At 56.2% G+C, this 23058-nt stretch carries 23 protein-coding genes and 2 pseudogenes; 9 read left to right on the top strand and 16 right to left on the bottom strand.

Going from position 1 to position 23058, the window contains the following annotated elements:
- Positions 1-214: 214 nt before the first annotated feature.
- From IQ241_RS09580 to IQ241_RS09570, 3 genes are all read left to right on the top strand, one after another.
- A complete protein-coding gene (locus IQ241_RS09580) occupies positions 215-943 on the top strand; it encodes a HipA domain-containing protein (protein ID WP_193906421.1) in 729 nt (242 codons plus the stop codon).
- Positions 940-1710, top strand: coding sequence for an HIRAN domain-containing protein (locus tag IQ241_RS09575; RefSeq protein WP_193906419.1), 771 nt, complete (start codon positions 940-942; stop codon positions 1708-1710). The genes IQ241_RS09580 and IQ241_RS09575 overlap by 4 nt, the downstream gene beginning before the upstream one ends.
- Before the next feature lie 334 nt (positions 1711-2044).
- Positions 2045-3544 carry a glutamine synthetase family protein gene (locus tag IQ241_RS09570; protein WP_193906417.1) on the top strand — a complete coding sequence of 500 codons (1500 nt, stop codon included), beginning with the start codon at positions 2045-2047 and terminating at the stop codon, positions 3542-3544.
- 197 nt (positions 3545-3741) lie between these two features.
- On the opposite strand, the gene IQ241_RS09565 is transcribed toward IQ241_RS09570, so the two are convergent.
- The 5 genes and pseudogenes from IQ241_RS09565 to IQ241_RS25960 all read right to left on the bottom strand — a co-directional run bounded on the left by IQ241_RS09565 (position 3742) and on the right by IQ241_RS25960 (position 6648).
- Positions 3742-4170, bottom strand: a complete 429-nt coding sequence (locus IQ241_RS09565; protein WP_193906415.1) for a type II toxin-antitoxin system VapC family toxin — start codon at positions 4168-4170, stop codon at positions 3742-3744.
- The gene (locus IQ241_RS09560; protein WP_193906413.1) at positions 4170-4397 is read right to left on the bottom strand and encodes a hypothetical protein; all 228 of its coding nucleotides are present in this window, start codon (positions 4395-4397) and stop codon (positions 4170-4172) included. The genes IQ241_RS09565 and IQ241_RS09560 overlap by 1 nt, the downstream gene beginning before the upstream one ends.
- A gap of 56 nt (positions 4398-4453) precedes the next feature.
- The gene (gene cofH / locus IQ241_RS09555) at positions 4454-5614 is read right to left on the bottom strand and encodes a 7,8-didemethyl-8-hydroxy-5-deazariboflavin synthase subunit CofH (RefSeq protein WP_193906411.1); all 1161 of its coding nucleotides are present in this window, start codon (positions 5612-5614) and stop codon (positions 4454-4456) included.
- A gap of 272 nt (positions 5615-5886) precedes the next feature.
- Positions 5887-6513 (bottom strand): annotated as a pseudogene (locus IQ241_RS09550) (NYN domain-containing protein); the annotation flags it as partial.
- 12 nt (positions 6514-6525) lie between these two features.
- Positions 6526-6648 carry a hypothetical protein gene (locus IQ241_RS25960; protein WP_265579884.1) on the bottom strand — a complete coding sequence of 41 codons (123 nt, stop codon included), beginning with the start codon at positions 6646-6648 and terminating at the stop codon, positions 6526-6528.
- 205 nt (positions 6649-6853) lie between these two features.
- Here IQ241_RS25960 and IQ241_RS09545 point away from each other — a divergent pair, with 205 nt between their 5' ends.
- Together IQ241_RS09545 and IQ241_RS09540 are read left to right on the top strand one after the other, a co-directional pair.
- Complete coding sequence (locus tag IQ241_RS09545; protein ID WP_193906409.1) at positions 6854-7540, top strand: glutathione binding-like protein; 687 nt, start codon at positions 6854-6856, stop codon at positions 7538-7540.
- A 113-nt stretch (positions 7541-7653) separates the two neighbouring features.
- The gene (locus IQ241_RS09540; RefSeq protein ID WP_193906407.1) at positions 7654-9213 is read left to right on the top strand and encodes a phytoene desaturase family protein; all 1560 of its coding nucleotides are present in this window, start codon (positions 7654-7656) and stop codon (positions 9211-9213) included.
- Here IQ241_RS09540 and IQ241_RS09535 read toward each other — a convergent pair.
- Together IQ241_RS09535 and IQ241_RS09530 are read right to left on the bottom strand one after the other, a co-directional pair.
- On the bottom strand, positions 9210-9887 hold the full coding sequence (locus tag IQ241_RS09535) for an SOS response-associated peptidase (RefSeq protein ID WP_193906405.1): 678 nt from the start codon (positions 9885-9887) through the stop codon (positions 9210-9212). The two genes, IQ241_RS09540 and IQ241_RS09535, sit on opposite strands and share 4 nt — an antisense overlap.
- Before the next feature lie 41 nt (positions 9888-9928).
- Positions 9929-10387 (bottom strand): DNA-3-methyladenine glycosylase family protein, encoded by a 459-nt coding sequence (locus IQ241_RS09530; RefSeq protein ID WP_193906403.1) that lies wholly within the window; start codon positions 10385-10387, stop codon positions 9929-9931.
- Positions 10388-10698: 311 nt separating this feature from the next.
- Here IQ241_RS09530 and IQ241_RS09525 point away from each other — a divergent pair, with 311 nt between their 5' ends.
- A complete protein-coding gene (locus IQ241_RS09525; protein ID WP_193906401.1) occupies positions 10699-11724 on the top strand; it encodes a sodium:calcium antiporter in 1026 nt (341 codons plus the stop codon).
- Positions 11725-11945: 221 nt separating this feature from the next.
- Positions 11946-12554 carry a TMEM165/GDT1 family protein gene (locus tag IQ241_RS09520; protein WP_193906399.1) on the top strand — a complete coding sequence of 203 codons (609 nt, stop codon included), beginning with the start codon at positions 11946-11948 and terminating at the stop codon, positions 12552-12554.
- A 7-nt stretch (positions 12555-12561) separates the two neighbouring features.
- Here IQ241_RS09520 and IQ241_RS09515 read toward each other — a convergent pair whose 3' ends face one another.
- Positions 12562-12912 (bottom strand): DUF4870 domain-containing protein, encoded by a 351-nt coding sequence (locus IQ241_RS09515; protein WP_193906397.1) that lies wholly within the window; start codon positions 12910-12912, stop codon positions 12562-12564.
- 158 nt (positions 12913-13070) lie between these two features.
- Here IQ241_RS09515 and IQ241_RS09510 point away from each other — a divergent pair, with 158 nt between their 5' ends.
- Positions 13071-13439, top strand: coding sequence for a VOC family protein (locus tag IQ241_RS09510; protein ID WP_193906395.1), 369 nt, complete (start codon positions 13071-13073; stop codon positions 13437-13439).
- A gap of 30 nt (positions 13440-13469) precedes the next feature.
- Positions 13470-14069 carry a patatin-like phospholipase family protein gene (locus IQ241_RS09505; RefSeq protein ID WP_193906393.1) on the top strand — a complete coding sequence of 200 codons (600 nt, stop codon included), beginning with the start codon at positions 13470-13472 and terminating at the stop codon, positions 14067-14069.
- A 14-nt stretch (positions 14070-14083) separates the two neighbouring features.
- On the opposite strand, the gene IQ241_RS09500 is transcribed toward IQ241_RS09505, so the two are convergent.
- The 8 genes and pseudogenes from IQ241_RS09500 to trpD form a co-directional block, all read right to left on the bottom strand.
- Complete coding sequence (locus IQ241_RS09500) at positions 14084-15493, bottom strand: alkaline phosphatase family protein (RefSeq protein ID WP_193906391.1); 1410 nt, start codon at positions 15491-15493, stop codon at positions 14084-14086.
- Positions 15463-16737, bottom strand: coding sequence for a metabolite traffic protein EboE (eboE, locus tag IQ241_RS09495; RefSeq protein WP_193906389.1), 1275 nt, complete (start codon positions 16735-16737; stop codon positions 15463-15465). The genes IQ241_RS09500 and eboE overlap by 31 nt, the downstream gene beginning before the upstream one ends.
- Complete coding sequence (locus IQ241_RS09490; protein WP_193906387.1) at positions 16734-17972, bottom strand: 3-dehydroquinate synthase; 1239 nt, start codon at positions 17970-17972, stop codon at positions 16734-16736. The genes eboE and IQ241_RS09490 overlap by 4 nt, the downstream gene beginning before the upstream one ends.
- 81 nt (positions 17973-18053) lie before the next feature.
- Entirely contained in the window at positions 18054-18977 is a 924-nt protein-coding gene (eboC, locus tag IQ241_RS09485; protein ID WP_193906385.1) for a UbiA-like protein EboC, read from the bottom strand.
- 11 nt (positions 18978-18988) lie between these two features.
- Positions 18989-19912: a TatD family hydrolase gene (locus tag IQ241_RS09480; RefSeq protein WP_193906383.1), complete on the bottom strand. Its 924-nt coding sequence runs from the start codon at positions 19910-19912 to the stop codon at positions 18989-18991.
- Positions 19902-20612 carry an EboA domain-containing protein gene (locus IQ241_RS26470; RefSeq protein WP_390622439.1) on the bottom strand — a complete coding sequence of 237 codons (711 nt, stop codon included), beginning with the start codon at positions 20610-20612 and terminating at the stop codon, positions 19902-19904. Before IQ241_RS26470 ends, IQ241_RS09480 begins: the two co-directional genes overlap by 11 nt.
- 246 nt (positions 20613-20858) lie before the next feature.
- Positions 20859-21905, bottom strand: a pseudogene (gene aroF, locus IQ241_RS26465) (3-deoxy-7-phosphoheptulonate synthase); the annotation flags it as partial.
- 77 nt (positions 21906-21982) lie between these two features.
- A partial coding sequence (gene trpD / locus IQ241_RS09470) for an anthranilate phosphoribosyltransferase (RefSeq protein ID WP_193906379.1) occupies positions 21983-23058 on the bottom strand: 1076 nt, incomplete at its 5' end.

Here is a 23058-nt window from a genome sequence, read left to right as displayed (position 1 = left end):
CTCTCAGCCTTTTTTCTGATACCGGACCTTTATCAGTTAAGCTCACAGAGACTGAGTGCATCCCACTTTTGCAAGTTTGCCCTCATCCCCCAGCCCCTTCTCCCAAAAAGGGAGAAGGGGAGCCGGATTCAAAGTCCCTCTCCCGCTCTGGGAGAGGGATTTAGGGTGAGGGCTGCAAAAGTGGGATGTACCCTAGAGACTTGGTACTTCGCTTGTGTCACAAGAATTCTTTATCGTTGAAGTTCCCAGTAAGGCTCCAGAAGAAACGGAAGAGATGGGCACCAAGGAGAAGTTCTGGTTCCATGATCTGAACCGTGAGCTTTGCCTTTACAAGAAAAGCCGTCCAGGGACTGGCGAAGATTGGTCAGAGAAAATAGCAGCCGAGCTATGCGAGTTATTGGGGCTGCCCCATGCAGATTATGAGCTAGCCACGTTTGAAAATTCGCGCGGCACAATTTCACCCTGTTTCCTACCTAAAGCTGGGAGTCTTATCCCTGGCAATGAGGTGCTTGCACAGCTGATGTCCGATTATCCAAGCGGATCAAGTAATCCATCTCAGCACACTATCAGCAAGGTTTTTCAAGTAATTGAGAAGCCAACCGTGAATTTACCCAGCGGCTGGGTACCACCAGAGGGCATTTGTACTGCTGCAGATGTCTTTATTGGCTACATACTGCTAGATGCTTGGATTGGGAACACTGATCGACATCACGAAAACTGGGCTTTCATCCGCGTCGAGCAGCAAAACTATACAGCAGCGCAATTTAGGCCTGAAGCAGCCCGTATTTGGTTGGAACGTCTGGCAATGGTGTCAGCCACGAATACGGTAGACCTATTTAACCGGCTCCCAAATGAGCGGATATCCCCAACTGCGAGCAAGTTTGCGCGAAGGATATTGGAAATTAATCAACAGAGACTGCTAGATTGCAGTGGTAAATTATGACTCATACATTGTTTTTAGCTTGGCAAGAACCCAAGAGCCGTTCCTGGTTTCCGATTGGTCGGCTGACATTTGATGGTGGGCAGTACAAATTTGTTTACATTAATGGCGCTCAAGATGCTCAGCAAGAGCATGGATTTCAGCCTTTACACTCCTTTCCAGAGCTAACTAAGGAATATACGTCGGTTGAGCTATTTCCTCTCTTTGCCAACCGCTTGATGCGTCCTTCTCGTCCAGACTATGAAGCCTACGTTGAGTGGATGAATATCCCTCAACATCAAGATGATCCAATTGCAATTTTGTCTCGTAATGGTGGTCGCAAGGCAACGGACACATTTGAAATGTTTCCGTGCCCTGAGCCAGATGCTCATGGATTTTACCATATCCACTTTTTTTCTCATGGCTTGCGGCACCTGCCAGAATGCTCAGTTAATCGAATTGGTGAACTACAGCCCAACGAACAGTTGTATTTGGCAAACGAATTTCAAAATCCATACGACTCTCGGGCTTTAACGTTATGCACTTTGGATCACCACATTTTAGGTTATTGTCCACGGTACTTAGCGGCAGATGCTCTGGACCTCCTACGAGAGAATCCCAAGTTAATCCATGTGCATGCTGAGCGAGTCAACCCCGCACCGACTCCGCTCCAGTTTCGTTTACTGTGTAATATGACTGCTGAATGGCCTCAGGACTTTCGCCCATTTTCTGGACGAGAATATCAACCCATTGCCCTCGATAGTCAATTGCAGGCAAACGCCATTATGTAATGCTAGGCGTTCCTAACAACTGACCTCGTACTAAATAGTTAGGTTTATCGAAGTGAGAACCGGTGCAATCTCCCTGCAAGGTCGGGTCGGACAACTCAACTGATTACTTCTTTAAATCCCCTGCACTCACACCCTTGAAATGAGTAACAGCCTATTTTTTAAAGTCAGCAAGCGTTGGTAGAGTCGGCACTGCATTCTGCCATACATGTGCAGCCTTCCCAAATCGTAGCTTTGAATACAAACCTGTTATAACAGGTTGGCTTTACTAGACGACATGCAGACCAGCTTGGCGGCTGGCTCATGTTCCTCATCTTCGCTGCGGGAGGCCCCTACCATGACCGGCGTTTTAACCAAAACCGATCAGCAGACCGACCTCGAAGCCTACGTCAGAGCCGAGGGTCGCGACGAGCTGGTGAAGCAGGTGCGGGCCAAGATTGACGACCTGGGGATTCAGTATGTCTACTACCAGTTCGTTTCTGTCACGGGTCGGATTGTCGGCAAGGGCGTCCCAGCTGACTATTGGGAAACGACGGCAGAAAAGGGTTTTCAGCTGGTCTATGGGGCGACGGCCAATCTGGCGCTAGACCGGCACCGCAGCTACATCGGCTATGGCCCGGAAGCGGCTGAGCTGGTCGCTATCCCCGACCCGGAAACCTTTTGTCAGCTGCCCTGGGACCCGCGCGTGGCCCGGGTCTACTGCGTCTGCTTCCGCAATCGTGAAGAAGAAGCGGACGCTGGCGCATTTCTCACTGCGGACTGTCGCGGCAACCTGAAGCGGATTCATGCCGAATTTCAGGAAACCCACGGGCTGCACTTGCGCCACGGCTGCGAACCCGAGATGATGTGGCTGAAGAAAGGGCCGGACGGCAAGCCCAACGGCGGTGTCACCAAGCCTAACTGCTACCACATCGACCAGTTTGAGGAGCTGCGCGATGTTTTCCTGCGGGTCACTGAGTACAGCCGGGCCATGGGGCTCGACATGATCCAGGGCGACCACGAGGACGCGCCGGGCCAGCTGGAGCTAAATTTTACCTTTGACGATGCGCTGAGAACCTGCGATCGCCTTACCACCTACCGCCAAATCTGCGCCCAGGTCGCCCGCGAATTCAACCTGATTGCCTGCTTTATGTCAAAGCCGTTTATGGGCGTTTCGGCCTCGGGCTGTCATCACAATCTCTCGCTCTGGCGGGACGGCGAGGACACAGTGAATCCCCTCGGTCTAGAGAACCTTCCCGGCTTAGCGGAGAACTTCACCTACCGCAAAGGCGGTGAGAATACGTTCCTCCCGGTCCCGGGCAAATCCCGCCGCATTCCTGGCCCGGTCGGCCTGCACTGCATCGGCGGCGTCATCGAGCACCTGGGCGCACTCACCGCCATCGGCTGCTCCACGGTCAACTCCTACCGCCGACTCTGGGATACGGGCCTGTGGGCTCCCGTCTACGCCGACTGGGGCTACCAAAACCGCACCTGCGGCCTGCGCGTCTCCGCCCCGGGCCGGTTTGAATACCGCGCCGTCGATTCCATGGTCAACCCCTACCTGATGGCGGCGGCTCTGCTCAAAGCCTTTGACGACGGCCTCCAGCGTGAGCTCGACCCCGGCGAGCCGGAGCAGCGAAATATCTATGCCGCTATGGGCCAGGGCAAAGCGGTTCAGAAGCTGCCGATGTCCCTCGGCGAAGCTCTGGAGCGGCTGGCCACAGACCAGGTGATTCAGTCGGCGATGCCAGGCGAGATGTACAATATCTATCACCAGTACAAGCGCGACGAATGGGAAAGATTCTTAGCGACTGTTAGCAACTGGGATACGGAAGCGTATTTAGACTGCTTGCCTTAGAACTTCAAGGATACGATTATCCTTACAAATGTAGTAGCGGCATCTCCTCTATTTTGAACGTCCACAGGTTGCGCTCTAGCGTTTGTCAGCTTAAGCATTCCCAATGTTTAGCCACGAGGCGCTATCAAAGCTGGAGCGCTGTATTAGTCATAATCATTACATTTCTCGTTTGTGTTAATAATAGTCTGTAGCCTACATTAGGGTTGCGGCTGTGTCAGCTGGATTCTTAAATCGCCAGGTAGAAAAACAGGAATTGGTGACCCGGCAAAGCCTTCTATGTCACGGCTTGTAATAGCCTCTAACCCTAATGAAACCGCACAAGCTACCTGAACTGCATCTTCAAAATCAGGGAGCTTTAATACGATCGCCTGCTCTAGAACTTCTCGGTCTACTGGACAAATTTCAAATAAGGCTAGCAACCGGGTCACAGCTATAATAATCGCCGTCTCAAGACTCTTAGTTTGCCGACTGACCAAATAGTGTACATCTGTAACTGTTGTTGCCGACATGAATCCTGAGAGCTTCCCCATTTCAACGGCTTCTAGCAGATAAGCAGCATCTGCAACAAAAGGTTCCCTTACTAACAAAGCATCTAGCAAGACGTTAGTATCGAAGAAAACCTGCATTACAAATATTTTCGAACTAATCGCTCGTCCAGAATAGCTTTTACTTCTTCATCCGTAGGGGAAGGTTCACTGGTCTTAGCAATACCAATTAAGCTAGCTGCCAGCCCTTCCGGCTTATCTACTGACCGCTTCAGAGGTTGAACCGAGCGCGTCAATGTGATGATCAGCTGCCGACGCTCCTTAACAGAAAGCTTTAAAGCCCGCTCTTGAATTTCAGATAGTGTCATAACCATATTGCTATGAGCAGCCCTCAATAGCAGACATTGTACAAACTGATAGGCAACTATGCCAACAGCGCATCTTCCCTATGACCACAGACTTCAGCAGGCTCATACAGCGTCGTTCGCTGCTGGTGGGGCCGGCCGATAGACTCAATTGCGCCCTGCAGCTCCTCGACGCTCATGCAGGTGCCGCCCTGAGCCCCGGCCATGGTGGTAATGTGCTCCTCCATCAGGGTGCCGCCAATATCGTCGCAGCCCCAGCGCAGGGCTTCGGTCGCGCCTGCTAGCCCCAGCTTCACCCAGCTGGGCTGATGGTGGGGAATCCATTCGCCGAGAAAAATGCGGGCGACGGCGGTAAGGCGGAGGGCGTCTGAGAGCACCGGCTGATCGCGACCAACGCGGCGGCGCAGAGGTTTGGGGGCCTCCTGTCCGACAAAGGGAAGCAGGATGAATTCGGTGATGGCGACGGGATGAGCCGAAAGAGAACGCTGCTGCAAATGCCTCAGCTGTTCCAAATGCTGAATCTGCTGCCGGGGCGTTTCGATATGGCCTGACAGCAAGGTGCTGGTGGTCGGCAGGCCAACCTCATGGGCTAGCTCAATAATCTCCAGCCAGGTCGCTGAGTCAATCTTTTCCGGGCAGAGCACCCGCCGCACGCCGTCGTCTAGCACTTCGGCGGCGGTACCGGGCAGAGAGCCGACGCCTGCCGACTTGAGCGTTTTTAGGACGGCGCGAAAGGTAAGCCCGTCTTCCCTGGCGATAAACTGCACCTCCTGGGGAGAGAAGGCGTGCAGGTGCAGCTGCGGAAATTCGTTGCGGATAGTCTCTAACAGCTTGCAGTAGTAGGCCAGCGAAGAGCCGTTGACCTTGGCAGCCGGATTGAGGCCGCCCTGCATACAGATTTCGGTCGCACCGCGCTCAGCGGCGTCGGTTGCCTTGGCTAAAATACCGTCCCAGTCCGTCCAGTAGGCCCCCGCCTGGTCGGCATCGCGGCGAAAGGCGCAGAAGCTACAGTGCTGCTCGCAGATATTCGTATAGTTGATATTGCGATTAACGACGTAGGTGACGACTTCGCCCACCTGCCGCTGCCGCAGCGCGTCTGCCGTAGCGCGAATGCGCTCTACCACGCTGGGAGGCTGCGGCTGCAATAGCAGAACGCCTTCCTCGGTCGTCAGTTCTTCGCCTGCTAGAGCCCGGTCTAAAATCGTCTGGATGCTTGCCATTCATCCATCATAGCCCAAAGCTAACCTACACCTGTCTGAAGATCTGCCTCATTTCACAGTGCTTGAGCTGCGCTAGCATTTGCCTAATCTTGGGGTCGCGTCGGGCCAGCTTTTGCATGAGGCAAATCTGGACGCGATCGCAGTTTTCACAAAGCATGACGTTCCGTCAATAACGTTTACCCATCTTAGGCCGCTAGCCTGGAAACGAATGAAGTTTACACAACAATAGAGAATTTTCCGTGTGACAGGGTTGATCCATTGAGAAGAATCTATCAGGCAGCGATTCTGAGCATGATGTAGTAAGCACTTTGAGTCTGCTTGATTTCAAAGAGGCTGGTCGAAGTTACTAGCTGGCTAAGCTTGGCGCATCCGTGCTGCTTAAGATCAATCTTAGGAGAAAGCTTGCTCAACTGTAATCCCAAAGCGCCCAAGTGAACCCAGCCGTCTTGCTTAGGTGCTGCCATATAGGCCGTGCGCAGGAGTTTTGTCGCCTGCGGGGTAAGCGAAGCTGGTTTCGGCTCGGCAGTGGCTTTGGCCTTCTGGGCTCGGCTGCTTTGGACCTGAGCGGTTTTTGCCTTCTGGGTCTGGCTGCCTTGGTTCTGAAAAGACTCGGTGTAGACAAACCGGTCGCAGGCGCTGACAAAGGCTGCGGGCGTTTGGGCCTTGCCAAATCCGTAGACGTTCAGCCCGGCCTCGCGAATGCGATAGGCGAGGCGGGTAAAGTCGCTATCGCTGGAGACCAGGCAAAAGCCGTCTAAATTGCGGGTATAGAGCAGGTCCATCGCGTCGATAATCAGAGCGCTATCGGTCGCGTTTTTGCCTGAGGCATAGCTGAACTGCTGAATCGGCTGAATCGCATATTTCGCCAGCTGCTCTCGCCAGCCGCTCAGATGGGGCCGAGTCCAGTCGCCTTAGATCCGCTTGACCTGAAGGACGCCGTATTGGGCAACGGTGGCCATCAAAGCTTGAGTAATGCTGGGCGATGCATTATCGGCGTCAATCAGAACCGCTAACCTACTGGATTGAGATACCATACTCTGCCCCATGCGTAACTTGGCCTGTCTCTGTCTTAGCCACCCGCTGCAAACCTACACAAGCTGGGAACTACGGAAATTTGTATCTGGCCATCTGGATGGGTATCTAGGCCAGGTTCTGGATTCAACTCTGGCCGGGGAGAACTCAGGCAAGCTTCTAGGTATAAATGCTAAGGTAAGCGTGAAATTTAGCGGTTTGGCTGCCATGATTGACCTCTACTATTGGACGACGCCCAACGGCCATAAGATCACCATTTTTCTCGAAGAAGCTGAGATTCCTTACACCATTCACCCGATTAACATTGGCGAAGGCGACCAGTTTCAGCCGGAATTCCTGAAAATTTCACCGAATAACCGCATTCCCGCCATCGCTGATAACGAGCCGGTTGACGGCGGCGAGCCGATCAGCGTATTTGAGTCCGGCGCGATTCTGGAATACCTGGCTGAGAAGACGGGTAAGCTGCTGCCGTTGGAGATTCGCGATCGCTACGAAGCGCTCCAGTGGCTCTACTGGCAGATGGGCGGGCTCGGCCCCATGCTGGGCCAAAACCACCATTTCTCCAAGTATGCCCCGGAGAAGATTCCCTACGCGATCGAGCGCTATGTGAAGGAAACCTCGCGGCTCTACGGCGTTTTAGACAAGCGCCTGGCCGACCGCGAATATGCCGCGGGAGACTACTCCATCGCCGACATCGCCTGCTATCCCTGGATTGTGCCTTACGAAGCCCAGGGCCAGAACCTGGATGATTTCCCCAACCTGAAGCGCTGGTTTGAGGCGATTCAGGCCCGTCCAGCGGTGCAGCGGGCCTATGCCAAAGCCCAGGAAGTGAATTCTAACAACACGATGTCCAATGAGGCGAAGAAGGTGTTGTTTGGCCAAGATAAGCGGTAGATAAGAGAGGTAGGGGCAGGGTTTCCCTGCCTGGGATGGATGGGTAGGGGCAGGGTTACCCTGCCCATGTAGGTAGACGAGGCGATGGGTTAGGGGTGGATGGATAAGTTGGGATGAGTGAGCCTGATGTTGTGGTCATTGGCAGCGGGATTGGGGGGCTGTGCTGTGGGGCGCTGCTGGCTCGCTATGGGTTTGCGGTGACGGTTTGTGAAAGTCATACTTTGCCGGGTGGGGCAGCCCATGGGTTTGAGCGCGGCGGCTTTCGGTTTGACTCGGGGCCTTCGCTCTATTCGGGGCTGTCCTATAGCCCTTCGCCGAATCCGCTGCGGCAGGTGCTCGATGCGATTGGGGAAGACGTGGAATGGGCCAACTATGACACCTGGGGCTGTCGGCTGCCGGAGGGTGACTTTGACACCTCGGTGGGGGCGGATCAGTTTTGTCAGGTGCTGGCGAAGCTGCGGGGACCAGCGGCGGTGGCGGAATGGCGGCAGCTACAAGAGGTGATGCGGCCCTTAGCAGAAGCGGCAGTGGCGTTGCCGACGGCGGCAGTGCGGTTTGACTGGGGGGCGGCTCGATCGCTCTTTCCTTTTGCTCCAGCGCTGCTCAAGCAGGCCGGTCGGGTGGTGCGGCTGACCGGCCCCTTTAGCCAGATTATGGATGGGGTGGTGCGCGATCGCTTTATTCGCAACTGGCTGGATATGCTCTGCTTTCTGCTGTCTGGCCTCCCGGCGGACGGCACCAGCGCGGCGGCGGTGGCCTTTATGTTTGCGGACTGGTATCGGCCTGGGGTGCAGCTCGACTATCCGATGGGCGGCAGTGCGGCCCTGGTGGCAGCGCTGGTGCGGGGGTTGGAAAAGCGGGGCGGGCAGCTGCGGCTGGGGGCTCACGTAGAACAAGTCTTAGTCGAGCACGGTCGGGCGGTGGGGGTGCGGCTGCGGCAGGGCGAAGAAATTCGGGCGCGGCGGGCGGTAGTGGCGAATACATCGGTTTGGGATATGCTGCCGCTGCTGCCGAAGGCGGCGCTTCCGGCCAGGTTTGTTCAGCAGCGGCAGGCGACGCCCGAGTGTGAGAGCTTTATGCATCTGCATTTGGGCATTGACGGGACGGGACTGCCGGCCGACCTGGCCTGTCACCATATTGTGGTGAATGACTGGGCGGAAGGCATCACCGCGCCGCAGAATCTGGTGCTGGTGTCGATGCCGTCGCAGCTCGACCCGTCCCTCGCCCCGGTGGGCAAGCAGACGCTGCATGTGTACACGCCGGGGAATGAGCCCTACGATCTGTGGCAGGGCCTCGACCGCCGCAGTGCCGCCTATGCCGAGCAGAAGCAGGCCCGGGCCGAGGCAATGTGGCAGGCGCTGGAGCGGATTATTCCAGACGTGCGCGATCGCGCCGAGGTCATCCTAGTCGGCACGCCCCTCACCCACGAGCGCTATCTGCGGCGGCATCGGGGCTCCTACGGTCCGGCCATCCGCGCCGGTCAGGGGCTCTTCCCCGGCCCCAAAACCCCCATTGACGGGCTGCTCTGCTGTGGCGACTCGACCTTTCCGGGGATTGGGCTGCCTGCCGTCGCCGCCAGCGGCATGATTGCTGCCAATACCCTAGCGCCGCTAGGGAAGCACCTGGAGCTGCTCAGGTCGCTGGCGCTGGTCAAACAGCTGGGTCAACGCTAGGCGGCCAGCGGCTCAATACAGTCCGCCGCCTCGTGCCGGGGATTGTTGACCTGCAAACTGACCGGATAGGCCTGCATCGGGTCAGGTTCGTAGGGGCGAAGCAGAGGCTGGAGCGAATGGCCTTTTTCCAGGCGTGGGTCTAGCCACAGGTCGTAGTCCTCAGGGTGCAGAATCACCGGCATCCGGTTGTGGATCGGCTGCATCAGCTCGTTGGGCTCGGTGGTGATGATTGTGCAAGACTCAATGTAGCTGCCGTCACCGCTTTCCCACTGCTCCCATAAACCGGCAAAGCCAAACAGGTCACCCTCGCCGACCTGGATGTAAAACGGCTGCTTCTGCTTTTGCCCGATCACCCGCTGCCATTCATAAAAGCCATCGGCCACCACCAGACACCGCCGTCGCTTAAAGGCCGCTCGAAAGGAAGGCTTTTCAGCAACGGTCTCGGCTCTGGCGTTAATTAACCGGGAGCCAATGCTGGGGTCTTTTGACCAGGAGGGAATCAGCCCCCACTGAAAGACGCGGTACTGCCGCCCCTGCTCTGGATTCTCGACGATGGCCGAGACCGGCTGCGTCGGCGCAATGTTGTAGCGCGGCTGCGGACTGGGCACGGTCGAAAGCTGAAAGGCTTTGGCCACCGCTGAGCCGGACTGGGTTTGGGTGAATCGCCCACACATAGCTAAGAATAGATGCGTCACCCTCGATCATAGCTTGCTGCCTAACCCCAATCCGCCATGGCCAGACTGCGCCACAGATACCAGGCGGCAATCGAGCGGTAGGGCTGCCAGGGCTGACCGCACCTTTCGGTCTCGGCTTTGCTGGGGGGCTCCTCCAACTGATAGAGACGCTGGAGGGCGTTGCGAATGCCCTGATCGTCCGTCGGCCAGACGTCCTGACGCTGGAGCCGAAAAATCAGCAGCATCTGAGCCGACCAGCGGCCAATTCCCTTCACCTGGGTCAGGATTTGGATAATGGCGTCATCGTCTTGGGTGGCCAGCTGCTCCAGGGTGGGCAGGCCACTCTGCACCTTAGCCGCCAGGTCTCTTACATAGCTCACCTTAGAGCGCGAAAGCCCCGCCTGGCGAAGCGTTTGCTCTGGCGTGTGGAGAATGTCAGCGGCGGTCGGGGCCTGGCTGGGGTACAGCGCCAAAAAGCGACCGTGAATGGTGGCCGCCACTCGGATGGGGCAAATGATCTTCGCCCATGCCTACCGCCCCGCAGTCCTGATATTGTCTGACTCAGCTTCCGTCAAAAGTATAGTGGACGAGAAAGACGTTCCCCTGGTGTCGCCTTTGCGTCGCTCTTGGGAAGACATAGAGAACATTTTTTTTGACCGAGGGGCGATCCATGAAAGATAGATGGTCCAGAGCATAGGGCAATTTTTGAATTCGACGAAGTGAAACAAAGTTGGCCGTTTCAGCCCATAGAAAGTTTCGATCGCAGAAAAACCTGCCTAGTCTGGGGATAGCATAAATTGCGCTTGCTTCCATGCCTGACTCGCTGGCCATCAATATCCTTATTTTCGTTGTGTCGGCGGTCGTCGTTGCCTTTGTCGGGACCCGCATGTCCAAGGTGGCCGACCGGCTGGCGGATAAAACCGGTCTGGGTGAAGCGATTATGGGAGCCGTTTTTCTGGGCGGGACGACTTCGCTTTCGGGTATTGTCACCTCGGTGACGGCGGCGGCGGGTGGACATGCAGAGCTCGCCGTGAGCAATGCGGTGGGCGGGATTGCCGCGCAGACTGCCTTTCTTGCCGTAGCAGACCTATTTTACAAAGAATCCAACCTGGAGCACGCCGCAGCCTCCATTGCCAATCTGGTTCAGGGCACGTTGCTGCTCTCGCTGCTGTCGATTCCGATCCTGGCCTTTGCGGGTCCGCCGCTCAGCTTTTGGGGCGTTCACCCCGCGACGCTAGTGCTGATGGCGGCCTATTTCGCCGGTCTGCGGCTGGTCTCGCTGTCCCAGACGGAGAACATGTGGCAGCCCCGCCAAACCAATGAGACGGCAGTAGACAAACCGGATGATGCGGTTCAGTCTAGAAGCCTGCGCAAAATGTGGCTTAAGTTTCTCGGCTATGCGGTGACGATCGCGATCGCAGGCTACTTTATCGCCCAGTCAGGCGTCGTCATCGCGGCTAAAACGGGCCTCACCGAGTCGGTCGTCGGCACGCTGCTCACCGCCGTTTCGACCTCTCTACCGGAGCTGGTTACCACCGTCGCAGCGGTTCGGCAGGGGGCGCTAACGCTGGCCGTGGGCGGCATCATCGGCGGCAACTGCTTTGACCTGATGCTAATTGCCTTTTCTGACCTTGCCTACCGCGACGGCTCCATCTACGAAGCGATCACCTATCGTCAGGTCTTCCTGATGGCGCTGACCGGCCTAATGACCGGCATTCTGCTGCTGGGCCTGCTCAAGCGCGAACGGCACGGCATCGGCAATATTGGCTTTGAAAGCTTTTTGATCTTAATTCTCTACGTTGGCGGAGTGGCATCGCTGTTCTTTAAGTCCCGCTAAAGGGCAAATGGGTGATATTATTTTATAAATTGAAGGGGAGTAGCTGCGGGCTGTTAAGCCCATCGCTCGAATCAACAGGCTGGTGATGAACCTGGTTCGAGCGGCAGACGGGTCATTCTGGCTGTTGGCGAGACCTTCACTGAGTCCATTTAAGAAGTGGGCTGGGTGGGGTCTTTTTTGTTGCTCTCTCAGTCGCTTCGTCTACTGAGAGGCACATTCGGATGTTAACTGGCTTTACTGCAGGGCTGCTGCTGATTACGGTTTCAGAACTGGGCGATAAAACGTTCTTCATTGGCGCAATTTTAGCCATGCGCCATTCTCGTCGCTGGGTCTTTCTCGGGGTGACGGCAGCCCTGTTTGCGATGACGGTGCTGTCGGTGCTGCTAGGACAGTTTGCCACAGTCTTTCCGCGGCACTACGTTGAATGGGTGACTGTCGCACTATTCTTCGGCTTTGGTTTCAGACTGCTCTATCAGGCCATCTGTCAGTCTGGTCAGCTCAAGCGAGAAGCGACGGCAGCCGCAGAAACCGTGGGGTATCAGCCGTCATCACAGATTGCGATTGGCTCGCTGCTGAGCAAAGCGTTTACGCTGACCTTCGTGGCTGAGTGGGGCGATCGCACCCAGCTAGCCACGATTACCTTAGCCGCCGCTCATCCGCCCGTCAGCGTCATCGCCGGAGCTACGTTGGGCCATGCGATTTGTGCCGCGATCGCGGTAGCCTGCGGTCGGCTGCTCTGCGGTCGGATGTCAGAACGGCGGCTGACGGCTTTGGGCGGCATTTTATTTATGGTGTTTGGCGCGATCGCGGCGATTGAAGCGTCGGGCTAGCTCAGAGCTACAGCAGCCGGAAAATAAACGGATAGCGGTAGACGGTCTCCGGTCGGTTCAGGCTGGATAGAATTGCTAAAATCGGCATCACAATGCTCACCAGGAAAAGAATGCCGAGCAAGGGCCAACCAATCAACACCAGCGTCAAAAGGCCAAAAATGACGCCGTACAGCCACATATTGAAATGAAAATTAATCGCCTCTTTGGCATTGTTCTTGACGACCGGATCGTCTGAAACGAACATAACCGCAATCGGTATCCCCACCGAAAGCACCGTGGCCGTTAAAAATATCGATCCGTGGGAAACTGCCGAAAGCAGTTTGCGCTTATCCATGTCGTATGAACTTTGGGGCTGCATGGCTGGTCTCCTTGGGCAATTCCGCACGTAGTTGAACTAATTTTATCCTAGCGGCTGCCCGGCCCAGGTCAAATTCGCGAAAACCGTAGGCGGCAGATAATCTGACCCGTGAAATTGCTGTACTAGAATAGGAAAGCGGTACCCCTCCAGTTTTTTCTATGGAAATGAAGCGACTCGGCCATGTGGCCATCTGCGTCGAAGACGTTGCCAAAGCAGCCCAGTTTTATCAAAATCTAGGGATGAAGCTGGTCTGGCAGGACAATGACTGGGCCTACCTGAAGGCCGGTCAGGACGGGCTGGCGCTGATGAGCCCCGACTATGACCAGGCCGGACCGCATTTTGGCTTTGTATTTAGCGATCGCGCCGACATCGACCGCGCCTACGACCGCCTCCAGTCCGAAGGCGTCCAGGTCAGCAAAATCCACGACCACCGCGACGGCACTGCCTCCTTCTACGGTCGCGACCCCTTCGGCAACTGGTTTGAATACCTCTACGAACCCGCAGCCGCCTATGAAAAGTCTGCATGATCAAGCTTCTGAAGCTGAGGGTTTAATCTGTTGAGTAAAACAGTTGGTCTAGCCCTTGGCGGCGGCGGCGCGCGCGGTTGGGCTCATGTCGGCGTGCTTCGCGCGCTAGAAGAGGCAGACATCCAGATCGACTATCTGGCGGGGACCAGTATTGGCGCTTTGGTCGGTGCAGTCTATGTTACCGGTGCTTTGAAGCAGTTGGAAGCCCTAGCTGAGGACATTAGCTTGCAAGCGCTGCTGCCGCTGTTAGATATTTCCTTCCCGAGCCCGGGGTTGGTCAATGGCGATCGGATTCGCGAATTCATCGCCGACTATTTGTCGGATAGGCAGATTGAAGAGGCAGACATTCCCTTCCGGTGTGTGTCTACCAACTTTCTGCTCAAGCAGGAAGTCGTCTTTAAGACAGGGTCAATGGTCGATGCGGTTCGGGCTAGTATTTCAATTCCGGGCGTTTTTGTGCCGTTTCAGCATCGAGAGAATGTCTATCTCGTCGATGGTGGCGTTGTCAATCCGGTTCCCGTTAGTGTCGTCAGGGAAATGGGTGCTGAAGCGGTGATTGCCATTAATGCTATCTCAACCAGGTCAGAATTAAACGTAGGCTGGGATGAGCTTGTTGAAGTCCGTAGATGACAAAGGGCGAAGAGCTATCGGGCTGAAATGGCGTTGGGCTGATTAACAGAAGCGGGCTGAAGATGGTTCAGTAACACTTGAAAAACGGCTGTCGCTTCCAGCCTGTCAGCGGGCAGCAGTTCAGGGGTCTGGGTAATCAGCAGCGGCCAGTCGGCGGAACTTTTGGGTAGGTGGCCGTGGGAACCTCTAACTAGGGTGGCATCTAAGGGAATGACATCCATCAGGTAGCGAAAGCCGAGCTGCTGCTTCAGCAGCGTCCATCCCAGCTTGAGTATGGGCCGTTTCAGGGCAGGATCGATAAACAGCTCCGCCGGGTCGTAGCCCGGCTTGCGGTGAATATCTACCGTGCGGCCAAAGTCTGGCGCCCGACTGTCGTCTAGCCAGTAGTAGTAGGTAAACCAGGCATCGGCTTCGGCAATGACGACCAGGTCACCGGCGCGGGGATGATCGAGCTGATGGCGGCGCTTGCCTTCTGCATCCAGGACCTCGGCCACTCCGGCCACAGACTGAAGCAGCGATCGTACCTTTGGCAGCAGCTCCGCCTCACTGATATATACATGGGCAATCTGATGATCGGCTACGGCAAAAGCCTGGCTAGCACCGGCATCGAGCAGTTCTCTGCCGAGTTCTTCGCGCACGGCTAGCAATCCCTGCTCTCTCAGCAGCCGGTTCAGATGGACCGGCTTGGAAACTGGCGTAATGCCGTATTCGGATAAGACGACTACCTGAGCCCCACAAGCTTCGTAGTAATCGATTAGGTCGCCGCAGACGGCATCGACGTCGCGCAGGTCTTGAGCGATTTGGTCGGGCTGGCAGCCGACTTTTTGCAGGCCGTAGTCCAGATGAGGCAGATAAATGAGCGTCAGTGTTGGCGCGTAGCGAGCCTCAATCCACTGGGCTGATTCGGCAATCCACTGGCTAGCGTCGATAGCAGTGGCCGGCCCCCAAAATTTGAACAGAGGAAACTGCCCCAGTTCGGCCTGAAGCGAGTCTCTCATCTCGGCAGGCTGGGTGTAAATATCCGGTAGCTTTCGGCCATCGGCAGGATACATCGGCCTAGGCGTGACCGCATAGTCTACCGAAGAGTACATATTGTACCACCAGAACAGGTTGGCACAGGTGAAGTCTGGGTCTAGGCTTCTGGCCACCTCCCACAACTTTGGGGCCTGCACCAGCCGGTTCGACTGACGCCAAAACTTGACTTCACAGTCATCGCGAAAGTACCAGCCGTTGCCGACAATGCCGTGCTTTCTAGGGGGTTTGCCAGTCAGGTAAGTAGCCTGAGTCGAACAGGTAACGGCGGGCAGCTGCGGCGCGATCGCGGCCTGCTGCCCCTGGGCTCGCCAGCGGGCCAGATTGGGCGTATGGGGGCCAATTAGTCGGTCGGTGAGTCCTACGACGTTGAGAACGACGGTTTTTTGCATGATCGCGACTGGGTAGGGGGGCGGGTGAGAGCAGGCACTAGCGACTTCAAAACCCACTCGTATTCCCGCTGAATAGAGGCCAGTAGGTCTATTTGCATTGCAGCAGGCAGCACGTCCCAGGTGTAGGTTTCAATCTCAAGATGATGGCAGCGGAGCCGATCGGGTAAGAGTCGGAGTGCTGCTTCGATGTGATCTTGGGTGGAGTTGAGCGTCCGGTAGTCTCGCAAGAAGATGGGCACATGAAAGTGGGTACGCCATTCTTGCGCCGAGGTGTGCTCAAGCTGAGGCAGCGCCGTGATCAGGTCAGGGAAATGGTGCAACGTACCATCGGTATGTCGCTCGCTTACCTGATGCAGGTAAGTTGACTCGGCAAAGGGCTGCAGCCGCGACTGAAGCGATCGCCGCTGGTTGGAATCGGGCGGCAGGGAGACTCGCAAGGCCGAGCTGAGCTGGAGTTTGCCAATTTGAATCCCGGTTGACTGAAGCTGCGTGATCGCGGTTTCCGGTTCCTCATATTCCACAGCAAAGTGGCAGGTATCGTAGCAAACCCGCACATGTTCTCTTAGCCAGGCTTCGGCCTGCGCCTGGGTTAATCCCTGCCGGACTAGCAGCGATCCTCCGACTGGCAGCAGCCATTGATGAAAGAACGCGATCACTTCTGCTGCATTTTCGAGTAAGCCATCGGGTTCGGGTTCTATATCTAGGTGTAGAACTTTGCCTGTTTCCTGCGCTAGGTAGGCCATTTTTGCGACAGCCTGGGCAAGCTGATAGCAGCTTTGCTCAAACACACTGTCTAGATTGTCAGATCGCCAGGGCTTATAGGACAGCGGTAGAGTCGAAATGCCACCGTCTTCTATATCAGTGGGCAGCAGGATAGCCAGAATCTTGATTAGCCGCAGCGTATAGCTGAGCCGATCTGGATCAGTCCAGTCGGGCGCATACACGCGGTCTTTAACAACCTGATGGTGAAAGCCGCCGTAAGGAAAGCCGTTTAGCGTAAAAACATAGAGCCCCTGTCGGTCTAGCCAGGTCTGAAATTCCGCCAGAGCATTGCCCTGAAGCAGCTCGTGAGTGGCCGCATTAGCTAACCGCAGGCCCACGCCAAACTCCTCATCTGGGCAGAGCCGCTGCTTCAGAGCGGTGACATAGGTCTGCAAATTTTCGAAGACCTCGGGCCAGGTTTCACCGGGATGAATGTTGGTGCAGTAGGTGAGATGGTGGGAGGACGCAGGATCGATTTTCATGGGGAATACGCGCTCAGACCGTCTGAAACAGAGGACTGAGACGGAGCTGTCAGCAGCGAGATCGCGGCTCGATAGTAATCAAGGTCAACCTCGTGAACCTCCACCCCCTGACCAATGGCTGTTAGTAGCATGATCGTTAGCTCTCCTCCTAGATGCTCTTGAAACTCTTGCAGTCCTTTAAACAGAGACTGAGGATGCTCGGGCTGATCCAAATAGAGAGACAGTTCTGGCACAAATAGAGTAAAGCCGAGCTTTTGTAACGTTGCCAAAACCCGCTGACAGTCCTGTCGGGATAACCGCCCAATCAGCTGAGAATATAGCGTATCGAGGGCGATGCCAATCGCTACCGCCTCACCGTGACGCAGGCGATACTGGGTTAAATGCTCTAGCCGGTGGGCGGCCCAATGGCCAAAGTCAAGTGGGCGAGATGATCCCAGCTCGAACGGGTCACCGTGGTAGGCGATATGGTCTAGGTGGAGCTGGGCACAGCTGTAGACCAGCCGCTGCATGGCGATCACATTGCGGCTGGCGAGTGCCGTAGCCGATTGCTCAATCTGATTAAAAAAGTCAGCATCCTTGATTAGCGCGACCTTTACCGCTTCGGCAATGCCTGCCCGCCAGTCGCGATCGCTCAGCGTCGTTAAAAATGAAAAGTCATTGAGCACGGCAAACGGCGGCGCAAATGTTCCTAGAAAGTTCTTTTTACCAAAGGCGTTAATTCCATTTTTGACGCCTACGCCCGAGTCGTTTTGGGCCAGCACCGTCGTCGGCACCCGAATCAGCCGAATTCCGCGATGAGCCGTTGCCGCAGCATAACCCACCAGGTCCAAAACGGCGCCGCCGCCGATAGCTACCACGTAGGAATGACGGCACAACCGGCCAGCATCTATCGCCTGGCAGAGCTGTTCAACCAGCGTCGGATCGTTTTTGGCCGCTTCTCCAGCCGGGACGACCAGCGGCGGGGCAACCAGCGTCATCTGGGCGGCATAGCGCCGGGCATAGCTCCCGATCTGTTCGAGCGGTTCGCTGTGAGCGAGCAGCCCACTGTCAACTACCACCATTACTCGGCTGGGCCTGCGCTGCTCGCTCACGACCTGAGCTAGCAGCGGGTTATCCGGCTGCAATAAACCATCGGTAAAGTGCACGTCATAGCGAAAGGGGACTAAAAACTGCTGTCGAATCGGCGCAAAGCCAAACGGCGAGGTGGGTTGGGATCGATCGGATAGGGCAATCATGAGGGCTTGGAGTGGGGGAGTAGGGAGTATTGAAGTGGGGAGTGTTAAAGTGAGGGGTTATGGGCGTTATAGAAGAGGGTTTCAGGTCATTGCGAACAGTCGTGATATACCTTTCGAGCCGGGCAACAGGCTGAGGACGACTAAGCCGTAGGGCCAGCCCGCAAAGCCAGCAGCCAGCGACGCATCTAGAACAATTAGCGCCAAAATTCCGGCCTTGACCGCGGCTCGAATCATATCAGCATTCGGCGTATCGGCAGCTTGCAGAAACGGTGGAAAAACCAGCCCGATCAGCAGCAGCGTGAACGGCAACAGATTCCAACCTTGGACCGACGGCAAGAAGCTCAACCCGAACAGAGCACCAGTCACCATACTTAGAAGCAGTAGCGCAATCACGCCAGTACGTTGCTGTCCGCCAGCAACTTCACCCTGACTGATAGCTGTGATTGCGCCGATGTAGGCCAGCGGAATCAGGGCTAGGAACCATAGCATCTGGGTCTGTTCGGCAACTGCGCTCACTCCGAGCAGCAGATTGCAGCCGCGACAAAGCCCCATATTAATTGGGCCGATCAGACTATGATGCTTGCTGAATCGGTCGTAGAGCAGGGCCGCGATCGCGATTACAATCGCCAACCCCAAACTCAGCTCCGACACCTGCGCCGCCGCCCCAATTCCTAAGCCCAACAGCGCTATCCCTAGACCGATTGCCCCTTTCAAGGAAGATTGACCGCTAGGGATGGGCCGTTCGGGTCGCTCCACCGCGTCGAGCTCAGCATCAAACACGTCGTTAAACACGACGCCACCGGCATAGAGGCCCGTCGTCGCCAGCAGCAGCCACAGTAGAGGCGGCCAGGTCTGTTCGGACATGACCAGTCCCGTGGCACTATACCCCGCTAGGATGTCAGCCCAGGCAGTGACGATATTGGCGGGCCGCATCAGCTGTAAATAGGCGCGGATGCTGGCCGAAGTCCGAATCCAAGTTTTTGAAGCGGCGGTAGCTGTACTCATTGAATGACGCCCTACTGAATCACGAGAGAGTCTGTCACGGCTTCGACTGCAGGCACCTGACCACGCAGGACCGAGCTGCCGCTATAGAGCTGCCGCTGATCGACCGGGGCTGGGTTGAGCCAGTCTTCTTCCTTGAATTCGCCACTCTGACCGTAGGCCGCTAGGGCATTACCGTAGCAGACGGCACGAACCTGCTCTTCTGGGATGCCGTGCTCCAGCATCAGCTGAGCTGTTTTGGGCACCGCTAGGGGATCACTCATGCCCCAGTCAGCGGCGCTGTCGATGAAAATGCGCTGGTGCCCATATCGACGGACAATTTCAACCATGCGCTCATTGCCCATTTTGGTGTTGGGATAGATTGAAAAAGCGCACCAAAAGCCGCGATCTAAAATCTCTTCTACTGTTTCTTCGTTGGCGTGATCGATAATCACTTGAGCCGGGTCGATGCCTTGCTCTAGGCAAACATCCATGCTGCGAGTCGTGCCTGCTTTTTTATTGCGATGGGGGGTGTGGACTAAAACCAGCTTGTCCAGCTCTTTAGCTAGCTCTAGCTGAATCCGGAAGTACTTGTCCTCCGCTTCAGTCATGTCGTCGTAGCCGACTTCGCCAATGGCCAGCACGCCTTCTTTGCAGGCATAGAGCGGCAGCAGATCGATGACGTCATCCGCGATCTCGGCATTATTCGCCTCTTTAGGATTCAGCGAGATCGTGCAGTAGTGACGAATGCCAAACTGCCCGGCCCGAAACCGCTCCCAGCCCACCAAACTGCTGAAATAGTCCTTGAACGTACCTGCGCTGGTTCGCGGCTGACCTAGCCAGAAGGCTGGCTCAATCAATGCCACTACCCCAAACTCTCGCATTACCAAATAGTCATAGGTCGTGCGAGCGCTCATGTGAATGTGGGGGTCAATCACCCACATATCGTTACTCAACATTGAATTTCTCCTTGCCGCTGTTTCCAAAACTCTCCCCGAAACTTTCCCAAGTCAGCTGACCAGACTGAACGCGCTGCCGGAGGTCGGGTCGGTCATTCAATAGCCTTTGCGCCGCAGGCGAATGGGCACAGGCTAGCGCCGCTGCCTGCTGCTGAACTGGATCAGGCTGATTCAGCACCCGCTCCAGATCCGCTACGATGTCCGCTTCCGCAAAGGGGCCGACAGGCCGCCATAGCTCCGGGCTCACCGGTCGGTTGGCAGCCCACCGCTCATGGGCATAGTCTGACAGCATCCGTGCCAGTTCAGGATTTGCCCGGCGATCTAACCCCTCAATTAGAAACAGCGGACTGTCCTCAAACAGCGCCTTGAGAACCATTTGGTTCCAGGCTGACTGGTCGAAGTAGTCTGCTGGGTATGGATTGCGCAGCGCGATCGCGTTAAAAACCGTCGTCATCGAGCTGCGAACGCCGTTGACGGCCTGAGCACAGTAGCTCTTCGAATTGGGTAAAAGCGGCAGGCTTTGGTAGAGGGCAATCAGCTCGCCGACATCGGCATTGTCGAAAAGCATCTGTACCGTTTGTTCCTGATCCGCGGGAATCCCTAGCAATAAAAGCGTCCGAGCAGCTTGATCAACGCTCCAGTGGGGAAATACCCACCCGGGGCTCAGCGAGTCGACCCGCTGAGCATCCGCTGGGGTCACCTGTAAATCTGCTTTTCCGACTTTTCGCGAAGCAGCGCTGAAGGCAGTCAACAGGTGCCGTTTGCTCTGACCGGATACCACCTGAGCCAGGCTCCGCTCTAGCCAGTCAGCCGCCGCAGTAGACAGCTGCTGACTGAGCTTTTCGTAGAGCAGCGCAAAGGTTGGGGAAGTAAGCAAACGCTCAAGCTGAGAAGGAGAAACTGTCAAGAGTAAACGGGAAGAGCAGATTAGGTGAGTGCCATCGCTCGCGGGCTCTAAACCTCGATTTTCTGCCGCTGCTAACGCGTTCAGCGTCTTCATCAGGGTGTCAAAGCCGTCTGGCGTTAGGCATTGGGGACCGTCTGAGAGTGCCTTGGCCGGGTCTGGGTGAACTTCGATCATCAGCGAGTCGGCCCCAGCGCAGAGGGCGGCTTTGGCCATCACCGGGACGAACTTAGACTCACCTGTGCCGTGGCTGGGGTCAACCATGATGGGCAGGTGAGTCAACGAGCGCAGCACCGGCACTGCGGATAAATCTAAGATATTACGAGTGTACTTTCTATCGAACGTTCGGAGCCCACGTTCACAAAGAATCACGTTTGGGTTACCGGCGGCCAAAATATATTCCGCTGCCATCAGCCAGTCATCGATGGTGGCGGCAGGGCCTCGCTTCAGGAGTATTGGTTTATTCTGAGCGCCTACCTTTTTCAGAAGCGAAAAGTTCTGCATGTTACGGGCTCCGATTTGGAGGACATCGGCAACTGCCGCCACCCCTTCTAAATCGGCGGTATCCATTACTTCAGTAATGATCCCCAGACCAGTTGCCCGGCGAGCCGCATCCAACATCTCCAGGGCACTCTCACCATGGCCCTGAAAGGAATAGGGAGAGGTGCGAGGCTTATAAGCCCCACCGCGCAAAAATCGGGCACCTGCCGCTTTGACCCGTTGTGCGGTTTCTACAATCATTGCTTCGCTTTCTACCGAGCAGGGACCGGCGACAATCACGACGGGGTATGCTTCCCCAAAATGGACCGTCCCTTCAGGCGTCGGTACCGAGACGGTACTCGCTTCGCCATGGCGAAATTCTCGACTGACGCGCTTGAAGGGTTTCCTCACCCGCAGGACTTGCTCAATCCAGGGGCTGGAGTTCTGAATTCGTCGTGGATCGGCATCCGCAGTATCGCCAATCATGCCGAGGATGACGGTTCTCTGGCCGATACTTTTTTCGACTTTGACATCCCATTGACGGCTGATGTCGAGACTAATGCGGGTGACCTCGATGGCGGGGGTGTCGGATTTGAGGATGACGATCATGGTTTTTTGTGTAGGGGAGTGATGGGGTAAAGGAGTGGGGGAGTGTTCTGGAAGGGTGAAGACGGTTTGAGCTTGGCTCAATGTAGAAACTGCGACAGCTGCTCTAGCTTGGCCCAGGCGGTGCCGCTATTGAGGATTTCTTGCGCGATCGCGAGGCCTTGCTTAAGGGCGTCAACTTCGCTTAGCCGAGCCGGCAGCGCTTCACCGACTATTAGCGCCAAAGCCGTATTCAGTGCGACGACCTGCTGCTGGGCCTGAGTTCCTTTGCCCTGCAACACGGCTTTTAGAATGTCGGCATTGGTCTTCACATCGCCGCCTCGCAGGGCCTCTGTAGGCGCGGCCGCCAGCCCCAGCATTTGTGGGCTAATCGCCATCATCCGAATTTGTGAGTTGGTGACAATAGCCAGTTCGCTAAAGTCGGCTAGCCCGGCTTCATCCAAATTTTCTCGACCATGGACCACAACTGCCCGACGACTGCCGAGCTGACTGAGCGCAATCGCGATCGTTTCAATTAGGGTCGGATCGTAGACGCCGATTACCTGACCGGTGGGCTGCATGGGGTTGAGTAACGGCCCTAGCAGATTGAAGATGGTGCGAATTTTCAGCGATTTGCGCAGGGGAGCGACGGCTTTGAATGCGGGGTGCCAGGCTGGGGCGTAGAGGAACGTAATGCCGACTGCTTCAACTGCCTCAGCAACTTGGTCGGGATGGGCGGTTAGGTTAATCCCCAAAGCTTCTAGGACGTCTGCCGACCCGGCTTGGCTAGAGGCCGAGCGGTTGCCGTGCTTGGCCACTTGCAAACCCGCTGCTGCCGCGACAAAAGCCACTGCCGTCGAGATGTTGAAGGTGGAAGCTCCGTCGCCGCCGGTGCCGCAGGTATCTATTAAAGGAGCAGCCTTGTCAGGGCGAGGCTGGCTAGGACTGGCGTGCGAGCGCAAAACCTGCACCATTCCCACCAGCTCACTGGCCGAAACGCCCTTAGCCTGTAAGACGCCCAGAATTGCACCGGAGAGCTCGGGGGCTATTTCTGTCCTTAGCCAAGCCTGCATGAGGGCAGCGGCCTGTTCGACTGAAAGGGATTGGCGATCGAGGAGCTGTTGTAGGAGAGCGGACCAGACTTGAGTAGAGGGATTGTGGGTGGTGGGTGGTGGGG

Source organism: Vasconcelosia minhoensis LEGE 07310 (genome assembly GCF_015207255.1).
Taxonomy (GTDB): domain Bacteria; phylum Cyanobacteriota; class Cyanobacteriia; order Phormidesmidales; family Phormidesmidaceae; genus Vasconcelosia; species Vasconcelosia minhoensis.
Note: the sequence above shows the minus strand (reverse complement) of the source record. Positions and strands in the feature narration are given on the sequence as shown.